This is a genomic window from Flavobacterium sp. 21.1 (assembly GCF_057801535.1).
Genome location: NZ_JBYNXA010000004.1, coordinates 554,316 through 566,372, shown reverse-complemented (window position 1 = coordinate 566,372; position 12,057 = coordinate 554,316). Strand labels below are relative to the sequence as shown.

At 38.1% G+C, this 12,057-nt stretch carries 10 protein-coding genes; 3 read left to right on the top strand and 7 right to left on the bottom strand.

Features of this window, described 5'->3' with window-relative positions; all coding sequences use genetic code 11:
* Window positions 1–125 precede the first annotated feature (125 nt).
* The 5 genes from AC3E9U_RS11965 to AC3E9U_RS11945 form a co-directional block, all read right to left on the bottom strand.
* Window positions 126–1,748 (bottom strand): amidohydrolase, encoded by a 1,623-nt coding sequence (locus tag AC3E9U_RS11965; protein WP_488747136.1) that lies wholly within the window; start codon window positions 1,746–1,748, stop codon window positions 126–128.
* 135 nt (window positions 1,749–1,883) lie between these two features.
* On the bottom strand, window positions 1,884–2,399 hold the full coding sequence (locus AC3E9U_RS11960) for an O-acetyl-ADP-ribose deacetylase (protein ID WP_488747135.1): 516 nt from the start codon (window positions 2,397–2,399) through the stop codon (window positions 1,884–1,886).
* 48 nt (window positions 2,400–2,447) lie between these two features.
* A complete protein-coding gene (locus tag AC3E9U_RS11955) occupies window positions 2,448–2,897 on the bottom strand; it encodes a hypothetical protein (RefSeq protein ID WP_488747163.1) in 450 nt (149 codons plus the stop codon).
* A 98-nt stretch (window positions 2,898–2,995) separates the two neighbouring features.
* A complete protein-coding gene (locus AC3E9U_RS11950; RefSeq protein WP_488747134.1) occupies window positions 2,996–4,747 on the bottom strand; it encodes a TonB-dependent receptor in 1,752 nt (583 codons plus the stop codon).
* 182 nt (window positions 4,748–4,929) lie between these two features.
* The gene (locus AC3E9U_RS11945; protein WP_488747133.1) at window positions 4,930–7,944 is read right to left on the bottom strand and encodes a tetratricopeptide repeat protein; all 3,015 of its coding nucleotides are present in this window, start codon (window positions 7,942–7,944) and stop codon (window positions 4,930–4,932) included.
* A 227-nt stretch (window positions 7,945–8,171) separates the two neighbouring features.
* Here AC3E9U_RS11945 and AC3E9U_RS11940 point away from each other — a divergent pair, with 227 nt between their 5' ends.
* The 3 genes from AC3E9U_RS11940 to AC3E9U_RS11930 are packed head-to-tail and all read left to right on the top strand — an operon-like array spanning window position 8,172 to window position 10,677.
* Window positions 8,172–8,855, top strand: coding sequence for a cell division ATP-binding protein FtsE (locus AC3E9U_RS11940; protein ID WP_488747132.1), 684 nt, complete (start codon window positions 8,172–8,174; stop codon window positions 8,853–8,855).
* The gene (locus AC3E9U_RS11935; RefSeq protein WP_488747131.1) at window positions 8,855–9,739 is read left to right on the top strand and encodes a glycosyltransferase family 2 protein; all 885 of its coding nucleotides are present in this window, start codon (window positions 8,855–8,857) and stop codon (window positions 9,737–9,739) included. Before AC3E9U_RS11940 ends, AC3E9U_RS11935 begins: the two co-directional genes overlap by 1 nt.
* A gap of 2 nt (window positions 9,740–9,741) precedes the next feature.
* On the top strand, window positions 9,742–10,677 hold the full coding sequence (locus tag AC3E9U_RS11930; RefSeq protein ID WP_488747130.1) for a glycosyltransferase family 2 protein: 936 nt from the start codon (window positions 9,742–9,744) through the stop codon (window positions 10,675–10,677).
* Here AC3E9U_RS11930 and AC3E9U_RS11925 read toward each other — a convergent pair.
* Window positions 10,674–11,651, bottom strand: a complete 978-nt coding sequence (locus tag AC3E9U_RS11925) for a methyltransferase domain-containing protein (RefSeq protein ID WP_488747129.1) — start codon at window positions 11,649–11,651, stop codon at window positions 10,674–10,676. The genes AC3E9U_RS11930 and AC3E9U_RS11925 overlap by 4 nt on opposite strands.
* Window positions 11,652–11,657: 6 nt before the next feature.
* Complete coding sequence (locus AC3E9U_RS11920) at window positions 11,658–12,056, bottom strand: sugar 3,4-ketoisomerase (protein WP_488747128.1); 399 nt, start codon at window positions 12,054–12,056, stop codon at window positions 11,658–11,660.
* Between the last annotated feature and the right edge of the window lies 1 nt (window position 12,057).

The following is a 12,057-nucleotide window of genomic DNA, read 5'->3' as shown; positions in this document are numbered from 1 at the left end:
TGGATTTTTAACCGCAATGTGCGCAAGGCTTTACTCAGGGGATGCAAGCTGCGTAGACCAGCCCGTCCCTATAGCTATGGGCAGATTCGCTAAAAAAAAATCCCTACTTACGCCGGGACTTTAAATTATTTAACCTGTTTTCCTTTGATGAAAGTATGTGCGGCTTTAATATTCGGAACATTATCGATGGGAACTGTCATGAAATCAGCGTCAAAAACAGTAAAATCTGCCCATTTTCCGGCTTCAAGACTACCTTTTTCGTTTTCTTCAAAATCGGAGTAGGCTGCCCAGATTGTCATTCCTTTTAAGGTTTCTTCACGGGTTAAAGCATTTTCAGGCAAGAAACCGCCTTTCGGGAAATTTTTCAGATCCTTACGGGCAACCGCCGCGTAAAACGTATACATCGGATTTACCTCTTCGATTGGGAAATCGGTTCCCAGTGCAATTATACCTGCTTTTTCAAGCAATTTTTTATACGCGTAAGCATTTATAATTCGCTTCGGCCCTAATCGATCGGTTGACCAATACATATCAGAGGTAGCATGTGTGGGCTGTACAGAAGGAATTATCCCCAGTTTGAAATAATCGAAATCCTTTTCGCGCATCACCTGAGCGTGTTCTATTTTCCAGCGTCTGTCTTTTTTTCCTGTCAGTACTTCTTTGTAAATCTTCAACAGAACCGTGTTTGTGGAATCTCCGATCGCATGGGTATTCATCTGAAAATCGGAAGCCGCAATTTTTTTCGCTGTTCTGCGTATTTCTTCTATTGGTGACAACAATGCACCAAATTGCTTTGGTTTATCGGAATAAGGCTTGTGCAAACACGCGCCGCGAGACCCCAAGGCTCCGTCTCCTATGAATTTAAAAGAACGGACATTCAGTTTGTCAGTTTTATAAATACCTTTCTTGATGTATGCATCCACATTTTCTTTGGTCGCTTTAACCATTGCATAAATATTGATATCCAAACGGTTTTCCCTTTGTAAACTATCAATCAGATTGATGGTTTCCGGCTCCAATCCCGCTTCGTTTATCGTCGTCAAACCATAATCAAACATTACCTTTTGCGCCGCCATAAGTGCGTGAATCTGCTCTGCTCTTGATGGTTTGGGCAAACTATTATAAACCAACTCCATTGGATTGTCAATCAAGATTCCGGTCAGCGCCCCGTTTTTGATCTCGATCTGACCTCCTTCAACTTTTGTTTTTGGGGTAATTTTGGCCAATTCCAGTGCTTTTGAATTTGCAATCAAAGCATGACCGTCTATACGAGTAAGAACCACAGGAATATCCGGAAAGATCATATCGAGCACCTGATTGTTAGGAAACTCTCTATCAGCCCAGTCATTCTGATCCCAGCCCCTTCCTTGTATATAAGCTATTTTTTTTTTGCCGCGGAAAAGACTAACTCTTTGTATTACCTCATCAAAACTTTTTGTTCCGCGAAGATCTACCGTCTGCAGATTCAGCCCGTAATTGTAAAAATGGGCATGTGCATCATAAAACCCCGGATAAATGAATTTATTTTTCGCATCTAAAACATTATCAGAAGAAAATCGTTCATTAATCTCTGCTGCCGTCCCGATAGCCAAAATTTTCCCTTGGGAAACCGCAAAAGCTTCCGCCTTGTCAAAGTTTTTATTTACAGTGTAGATTGTTGCATTGGTCACGATTAAATCTACGGATTGTTTTTGGGCACTTGCCAAACAAGTAACTAGGATGGAAAGTAGTGTCAGTTTGAGCTTCATTTTCAAGTGTTTTTTAGAACCGCTGCAATTTTTTGAGCGGGAATATCTGTTTTCCAAAAGTAATCAATTAAAAATTAAGTAAAAAACTACTTATTCAGGTTGAAATAAGCTTTTCAAAATTGCTGATGCTGTAGTTTATATCCGATCGAGTTCTCTTTTGATAAAAGCTTCATTTTCGTCATCAAAACATACAAAAATCACTTTTTCAATTTCGTTGTGTTTTGCCAGAAATTCAGAAACAGTCGCCACTGCGATTTGGGCGGCCGCTTCTTTCGGAAATCGGTAAACTCCAGTGCTGATACTAGGAAATGCAACCGTTTTGCAATTATTTTCGACAGCAATGCGCAGGGAGTTTTTATAACAATCTGCCAGCTTTTCAGCTTCATCTTTATTCCCTCCGTTCCAGATCGGACCAACGGTATGTATCACAAATTTAGAAGGAAGATTTCCTGCCGTGGTAATTACTGCCTGACCTGTTTTACAGTTTCCTTGTCTGGCGACTATTTTTCGGCAATCTTCCAATATGGCGCTTCCTCCGGCTCTGTGAATCGCGCCGTCAACGCCGCCACCGCCCATAAGCGAGGAATTGGCCGCATTAACTATTGCATCAACCGTGATTTTCGTAATATCACCTTTAACAACTTCAATCATACTGTTCGTTTTTGAATTGTGTTACAGTCAATCACTAAATTTAAGGAATTAAGTAACGTCCTCAATTAGAAATTTAGAAGTGTTTACCTCAACCACATCCCCTATTTGTTTTCCCATAAGCTGCGATCCCAAAGGAGATTGAGGTGAAAGGGCCAAAACGGTGATTCCATCAATTGCTATTTTGGGTAAGGCTGCGCTGATAAACAGCTGAAGTCCGTTGGCTTTTACCAAACTTCCGATACTGATGGTTTTATTGGTGGATGAAGCATCAATTTTCCCCAAAATACTTTTAAAACTTATCGCCTCCTGAAGTTTAGCGCTGAGTTTTTCCTGCTCGAGATGCATCATCGACAATGCCGTTTCGTGCTTGTCCCCTGCCGAACTTTTCGCATCGTTTTGCGCATCATCGGCCAAACCGGAAATCATATCGCGATAAACATCGATCTTGTCCTGAAGCAAGGTCAAATGATGATTGAGTATTTTTTGCTTGAAAGTCATATTGAAAGGCGCTAAGGTTCTAAGGTACTTAGGCACTAAGGTCATCAGTTCCGTTTAAAACCTTAGTTACTTAGCACCTTTACTTCTTTTGCCACTTTTTAAAAGTCAAATTTGTAGTTGGCTCCCAATAAAAACTGGAACCCCTGAACCGGATAATTCATCCAGCGTTGGTACTGTTGGTTTGCTATATTATTAAGTTTTAGAAAACCTGTTAAACGCTCGCTATGCTTGTAACCTAAATGTGCATTCAGATCGAAATAGCTGTCTAAGGTAACTACTTTGGAAACAGGGACATCTGCCGGATCAAAACTGTTAAACTGAGTCATAAGATCCTTACGCTCGCTCACAAAGAAAACGGTTGCTCCTGCATACCATTTTTTGGTAATATCTACATCCAAATCCGCACCAATCTTCAAGTCCGGTAAGTTCCATGCTTCTTCCTGATCTGTTGAATAGCTGTTAAAGGTTCCGTTGATTCCGAAAGCCAGATTCTTGGAGAAATCCATTTTCAATTCCCCGAAGAAACTCACTGTTTTCATCTTATCATACACCACCCCGAAAGAGTTGCCATAAGCATATCCTTCTGTATTGGAATTGGATATATCGTAAGGATTGGCCACAAAGAATGCTTTATCCTCTTCTGCCATATATGAACCTCTCACATTGAACGCTACCGTATTGGCTAATTTTCCTTTCAGCCCAACATAAATATCGTATTGTTGATTGGTCGGTGCAACGGCAAGAGTTGGCGAAACAAATTTATTTTCTTCAACAAAGTCGGCAAAAGAATTTTGTTTCAGATTTCCTTCCGCGCCTGCATAAGCGATCATAATATCACCTACTAGCTTATAAGATGCTTTTATCTGAGGAAAAATGTAAAATTTACCATCCGATTCATCATTCACAATTCCTCTGCTGTAGAAAAAACCGGCTCCCGCCTGAACAGACAAATCATCTTGTTGGAATAAAATCGACGGAATTGCCCCAAAATTCAGAAAACTGTAACTTTTATCAGGAGTTCCGAAATAATCTTTTTCGAAACTTCCGCCTACATAATCCGCAACGATATCAGCTTTGAATTTATAATTTTCCACTTCAAAATCGAATCCGGGTTTGATGAAAAATCTGTTTTCTTCTGAACCATGCGAATCCCAAAAACGTTTGAATAGCATCGGACTTTGGTTCAGCAATCCTTCTTTCACATCAACTGCCGCGCCTAGAGTCAGCGTATGATAAGTTTGTTGTTCTTCAATCGAATTAATTAGATCATCGGTAAACGTCGTAAATTCCGTTGGAAGTCCGTACCAATTGTACATTTGGTGTTTGTAACCTAAATCGGCATTCCAGTCGACATCTCTGGTTCTGCTGCCATAGGTGATATCTAAAGCTGTATTGTAATAATAATCATCCAGTTTCACGTCATCGATTCCGCCCTGAGACGATAAGTGACGCAACATTCCGCCCACGTAATCATTGTTGCTTAGTTCTTCGGTTACAAATAATTCGGCATTTACCGTACCGTAGTTTCCAACGCCCAATGTTGCGTAGTTTTTAAACAGACGTTCTTTAGCTTCTTTGTCCACATCCGCTGCTCTTCCCTTTGCCGGAGTAAATGTTGACGCTACCGGAAAGGAGAAGATATTGTATTTTATTTCTTCTTTCTGCGTATTGGTTTCGTCCTCTATAACCGGAGTTTCTTTTACTTTGAACGCATCAGAAATGGTTGGCGTATAAGGTTTAACCACATTAACTACTTCCGTTCCTATGTTCTCGTCTTTCTTTTGTGCGAATGTCTGCAATCCCGTAAAAAGAAAACCGATGGCTGTTATATATTTGAATGTCTTATTCATATTTATTATTTTAAGACTAAAGAGAATAGAACAAAGATGAAAGAGGAAAGACAAAAACAGTTTAAAAACCCTAGTCTGTCATTCGTTTTTATCTAAATCTAAATACTACATTTCATTTCTATATCCTTCTCTCTATGCTCTATTTTCTATGTTCTTTACTCTTTTTTATAATTTCTGACTTCTTACTTCGTTATGGATGAATTGCGTTTAGCTTCTTCCTCTTTAATCAAATCGAGTTCGGTTTGAGCTTCTGTAACCACTTCCTCAAATGAAGCAAAGTTTTTGATCACGTTCTCTAAAATGTAGGTTGCCTGGAAGCTGTCTTTCAGTCCGTAGAAGTTCTTCGCCATAACGATCAGTCCTTTGGCTCCGAAATATTTGTACCCGGAATAGTCTTTCGCTAATTTCTGCACCACCTCATTGGATTTTTCGAACTTGCCTTCCTTATTTTTGAAATAAGCATCGTAGTACAAAGCCTCAGCGGCCAATTCTCCTTTTGCTATTTTCTGCAGTTTAGCGTAAGCCTCTTTTGCTTTTACCTCATCCTGGGTTTTGATAGCCGAACGGGCTACGATAATCTGCGCATCACTTTTCACCTTATCATCCGTTTTCGGATTGGCCAGTACTTTTTCAGCATACACTACCGCATTGGCAAATTCTTTCTGCTCATAATAACATTTCATCAGATTGGACTGTGCAAAAGTTACATTTTGCGGGAAATCGGCTTCTGTTTCCAAACGCTGTAAAACAGGAACAGCTTTATCATAGGTTTTGTTCTTCAGATAAATTTCGCATAAACGTGCCAGGGACTGTTCTGTGAATTCGTTTCTGGATTTACCGATGACGTATTCATAATTCGGAATTGCCGTAGTTCCTAATCCGTCAGCAAAGTATAACTGCGCTAAATAAAAATTAGCTTTCAGCGCATGCAGACCTTCCGGGAAATTAGCCAAATAACCGGTGAAACCTGAAATTGCCTGTTTTGAATTGTTCTGCAAATATTGTTTTTCGGCCGAATTGTAGGTATCGTTATCTAAATCGGCATTAGAAACCTCAACAAAGTCTAAGGTTTTCACCCAAGCCGCGTATTCATTTACTTTGTTGTTATCCATATAAATCAGACGCGCAGTCGAAACTGCTTCGTTGGCTTCTTCCGTACGTGGGAATTTGGCAACCACTTCTTTGAATTTCGTCAACGCCTGCTGGTCTTTATCATTATTGTAATACACCAATCCCTGACGAAGAATCGACTTGGAAACATAAGAACTTTCCCTGTATTCGTTAATTAAACGATCGTAAGCTTCAACAGCTTTGGTCACGTTATTTTGCGTAACATAAGTGTTTCCTAATTCATATAAGGCATCATCGGCATATTTGGAATCCGGATGTTTTTTCATAAAAGAACTCAGGTTTTCGATTTTCAGATCATTTTTACCTACGAATCCGTATGAAATGGCCTTTTGGAAATGTGCATAATCGTCATCAACACCTTTCATTTCCATAACTTTATTGTATGCATCCATGGCCGGCCAGTACTTTGAGGTTACGAAATAACTGTCTCCCATTCGCAGATAAGCATCATTCAATCGAACTTTGTCGCTCTTTTCTGTGTTGATATACTCCTGAAAATGAGTTGCCGCATTTTCGTATTCTTTCAACTTGAAATACGTATACGCTAAATTATAGCTCGCATTCTTTGCTTCAGGAACGTTTTTCGCTTCCGCAGATCCCGCGAATTGCTTGAAACTGATCAACGCATCGCTGAACTGATCCAGATTGTATTCGGTCTCCCCTTTCCAAAAAGTCGCACGCGAAGTAAATTTAGCATCACGAGGTTCGGCTATCGACTTTTTGAACAGATTAAGTGCTTCTTTGTAATTTCCATCAGTGTATAATTCCAAACCACGGTAGAACGTAACTTTCTGATAGGCCGGGCGGTTTTGCGGATTTTTATTTTTTTCCAGCAAAGACAATGCTTCTTTGTAATTTTTAGAAGTGATGTATGAATTGATCAACAGGTTTTCAATTTCCTGTTTGTATGAAGTTTGCGGATATTTTGCCAAATAGGCCTGTAAAACTTCCGGTACACTTTGGTATGGGTTTCCGATTTCGTAACTGATTTTGGCATAGTTCAGAAACGCATCTTCCTGGATTTTAAGATCGAATTCCATTTCAGAAGCCGTCTTAAACGCGTTTAAAGCTTCCTGTTTTTTGCCTACTTTCAGGTAACTTTCTCCTAAGTGATAATAAGCGTTCTGAGCCACACTGTCTTGTCCTTCAATAATTTTGTTGAACTGAGCGATAGCATTTTCATAATCGCCGGCTTTGTAGTAAGCATATCCCAACTGATAGAAATCGGTGTTATTCCATTTTCCTTTTTTTCCTTTGTAGTTGAGAAGATACGGAAGCGCTTTATCATACTGTTTCAGATTGAAATAACTTTCTCCGATGATTTTGGATAGTTCCGATTTCTCTTCGGCATTGGATTTTGACAATTGCGGAACACCCAAATCAATCGCTTTTTGGAAATTCCCCAGTTTAAAATTCATATCAGCCTGAAAATAGGACATTTTTTCCTTGTATTTGTCCTGATCCTGAACCTGATCGAAGTATTTATTGGCGTCTTTAAAATTATCCGTTTCATAGGCCATATACCCTAAATAGTACTTTGCCTGAGAACCGAATTCTTTCGAATTGACAACTTTATTGAAGTATTTGTCTGCTTCTTTTTTATTCTTTTCTGAAAAATAGCAATACCCTTTCTGGAAGTTGAATCGCTCTCGTTCCTCAGCAGACATTGTACTTTCATCAACTTTATCAAAATATTTTAAAGCCTGCGGATAATTGCCCTGAGCAAAATAATAATGGGCTACTTCTATGAAAGCCTGATTTTGTTTGGAAGAGGTCGGATAGTTCTCCACAAAATTTTCAATCATCTTATCTGCTCCGGCCTGTTCCAAACGAATGGCACAGTTGGCAGCATAATAAGCACAATCGGATTTTACTTCATAACTCACATTTGAATTTTTCACCCTGTTGAACAGGATCTGAGCTGCATCATACTGATGGTCTTTGTAAAGCGCGACGGCCTTATCAAAATCGGTTAATTCGTAAGTGTAGATATTGGATTGCTGCGCAGAAAGATTTACAGCACTCAAAATCAAGGAAGTATATAGAAACTTATTCAGTTTTCGCATAGTACGGGCTTTTTAAAAATCAAATATATCAAATTCCTGCCGTTATTAACGCGCAATTCCTTTGCTTTATTATAAGGGTTTTCAACAAAGTTCCAGTCAATTTTAAATGGATATAGAATATGGAAAAAAGAATAAAGACAAAAATTCTGTCATCTATTCTCTTTAAATAATTTTATTTGATTAAGTTCGTTGTACTTCTTACTTTTACAAAAATTAAATCATACACTATGTCACAAACGATACTTTCCCTTAAAAACGTAACCATTTATCAGGAGCAAAACGCGATTTTAAACAATGTAAACCTTGATGTTAAGCACGGTGAGTTTCTTTATGTAATTGGAAAAACCGGTTCGGGAAAGAGTAGTTTCATGAAAACATTGTATGCCGATTTACCGCTTACAGAAGGTAACGGAACCATTGTTGACTATGATTTAAATTCCTTAAAAGAAGATGATATCCCATACTTAAGACGTAAACTGGGAATTGTTTTTCAGGATTTCAAATTGTTACCGGACCGTAATGTACATGACAACCTTGAATTTGTTTTAAGAGCTACGGGCTGGAATGAAAAAGAAGAAATTCAGGTTAAAATTGAAGAAGTATTGGACAAAGTAGGCATGAAATCCATGACTGCAAAAATGCCACACCAGCTTTCAGGCGGAGAGCAGCAACGCGTTGCCATTGCCCGCGCCTTATTAAATGACCCTGAATTAATCTTAGCCGATGAGCCTACAGGAAACTTAGATCCGCAAACAAGCGTGGAAGTAATGGAAGTACTGAAAAAAATCAACCAGAACGGAAAAACCATCATCATGGCAACACACGATTATGCTTTGATCATGAAATACCCGTCCAAAACATTGAAATGCGAGGATAAAACTTTGTTTGAGGTGGTTCAGAGAACGATCTAATGTTATCAATCCTTATTCCGACATATAATTATAATATTTTTCCGCTTGTCGCCGAGATTAAAAAACAATGTGACAATTGCAAAATCGAATACGAAATTATTTGTTTGGATGATTCTTCAAAATTATTTCACAAAGAAAACAATGCTATAAACGAATTTTCCTTTTGTTCTTATACAATTTTGCCCAAGAACACCGGAAGAAGCAGCATAAGAAATTTATTAGCCAAAAAAGCTATACATCCCTGGCTACTCTTTTTGGATGCTGATGTTTTCCCTAAAAGTCCGACTTTTATCCAAGACTACCTTGTACACATTAACAATGACGAAAAGGCTGTTTATGGCGGAATTGAATATCCCAAAAAAGCTCCCGAAAAAGCAAAACTTCTCCGATGGGTGTATGGCACAAAAAGGGAAGCACTGTCTGAAGACGTTAGAAAAAAAAATCCTTACTTAACTTTCTTAACTTTAAATTTTCTAATCAGAAAATCAATTTTTGAAAAAGTCCGTTTTAACGAGTCTATCCCAAATCTCAGACACGAAGACACTTTATTTTCATACGATTTAAAGAACAACAACATCACGGTAGAACACATTCAAAATCCTGTTTATCACTTTGGTTTAGATACTTTTGACATTGCTTTACGAAAAGAAAACGAATCCATAATGGCATTAAAATATTTAATGGATCATCATTTAATTCCGTATGATTATACAAAAATGTCAAAAGTTTTCCATGGCTTGAAAAAATTCAGATTATGTTTTCTTTTTAAAATATTTTTTTTCACCACAAAGTCACTTTTCATCAAGAATCTGTCCAGTAGCAAACCTTCACTTTTCATCTTTGATTTGTATCGATTGGGGTATATTTGTACATTAAAAAACTAAACATGCCATTTTTTTCCGTAATCATACCGCTTTACAATAAAGAAAATTATATTGAAGACACATTAAAAAGTGTTCTCAATCAGACGTTAGATGACTACGAGATTATAATTGTAAATGACGGATCCACTGATAATGGACCAGAAATCGTAAAAAACATCCGTGATTCGAGAATCCGGATTATTGACCAGCCAAATCAGGGCGTTTCTGCGGCAAGAAACAAAGGAATTGAGCACTCAAACGGAACACTAATTGCTTTTTTAGATGCCGATGACTATTGGTTTCCAAACCATTTGAAAGCTTTGTCTGAATTGCACATTAACTTTCCAGGTTGTGGCATGTATTGCTCCCGCTATAAAATTAAAACAACTTCCAGACATTTTTCAACTCCGCATCACAAAGGCATTCCTGAGCATTTTTCGGGTATCGTAGCCAATTATTTCTACTCGAACCGACCTTTCAGAATAACCTGGACCTCAAGCCTTGCCATTCCGAAAGAAATTTTAATCAAATACGGTGGTTTTACTGTTGGCGTAACCAATGGTCAGGATTTCGAATTATGGACAAAAATAGGGATTCATGAAAAAGTTGCCATCGGAAATGAATATACAAGTTTGTATAACTACCACATTCCCCAAAGTTTAGCCAAAACCAATATCGGCAAAATGAAGTTGACGGATTTTAACCAGTTCAAAAATGCTGAACTTAAAAACAAGGATCTGAAATCATTTCTGGATCTGCATCGTTTTTTCTATGCCATGTTATACAAATCAAATCGGAATTATAAGGAAGCGAAATTTTACTATAACGATATTGACAAAAAAAATATTGGATTGTTAAACCAGATTCTTTTCAACCTACCCTCTTCGCTTCTGCAAATGCTATATCTGATTAAAAAAAGTCTAAAAAAAATAGGGGTGGAATTTTCAACCTACAATTAGGATTTCCTTTTTTGATAGACCCCAAAAATTGCATCATTTTCCTTATTTCCGGTAACAAAATCCGCTTCTTTTTCAAGAATCTCCCTTAAAAGGTTTTTGGTTTCCCTGTCGTCGTTAAGGAAATTATGTGCGATGTCTTTCAGCAAAAGATGGGTGATATTCCAACCCAATTCGGTTTCTTCCAACACATCAAAATTACCGACTAACCCTTTGCGTAAATTTTCAGAATCAGGGGCTTCAGACGGATCGACCATCAGCATCCGTAATACTCCCGGTCTGTACACTTTTTTCTTGGTACTTTTTCCGTCAATACGTATTTTGTAACGTGTCGGAAGGCTTTTTAAAATGCGATTAGACTCCCTCAATTGCGATCTTCTCCATTGCAAACGGTTTGGCCCACAGTATTCAAAAACGACAACCTTTCCGTTTTCACTTAAAAGAGGATTGATGTAATCATTTAAAAAGGAAGGTATATTTTCAAAATGATGCAGACTGGAATCAAACAGGACGATATCAAATTTCTGATCATCAAATGTTATTTTTCTGAAATCTCCCGAAAAGTAATCGATCTTCAGATGGGCATCAACGGCATTCTTTTTGGCTTTTTCGATGCTCTCCGGAGATATGTCCACTCCTACAATCGTATCGAACTGCCCCGACTTTCCGAAATTCCTTTCGTGAAGACCTTCACCACAACCTACTGAAAGCAACCGTAAACCATTGGTATTCTTAAAATATTTTTCCGTGACATAGTCCTCGTAAATCCTGTTTTCATTGCCCGAAATTTTATGATTCCAGGATTTTACAATTTCCGGGATAATCCAGAAATCACTCACCGATTCGAAAGCATCCCACTTTGAGGAAACCCTTTCGTTGAATGAAAACTTAAAAAGTTTGGAAAATACAAATGCAGCCCCCTTATTTTTCAGTTTGTGGTAAAAGTCGAGAAAATCACCGAAGCTTAGTAGTGTCATACGGATTTACAACTGATTTTTATAGGTTAAAAACGCGTCAAAATCTCTTATATAATCTTCTTCCTCATACACTCCGGATGAAATCACCAGGCAAACCGCTCCCGAAGAAAAATTGTCCAGTTCGCGCCACACGTTCGATTTGATAAGCAATCCCTTATCAGGTTTATTTAATGCAATCGTTTTTTCTTCATTACCGTCTTTCAGCTGTACCTCAAAACTTCCGGAAAGCGGAATCAACAATTCGAACTGCTCTTTATGGGCATGTCCTCCCCTTTTTGCTGTACTCGGAACATCAAAAAGATAATACACTCTTTTGATTTCAAAAGGAATTACGTCTTTTTCAATTACAGCTATATTTCCTCTGTAATCTTCTATTTTGGGAAGGGAAATCAGTTCTATGTTCATA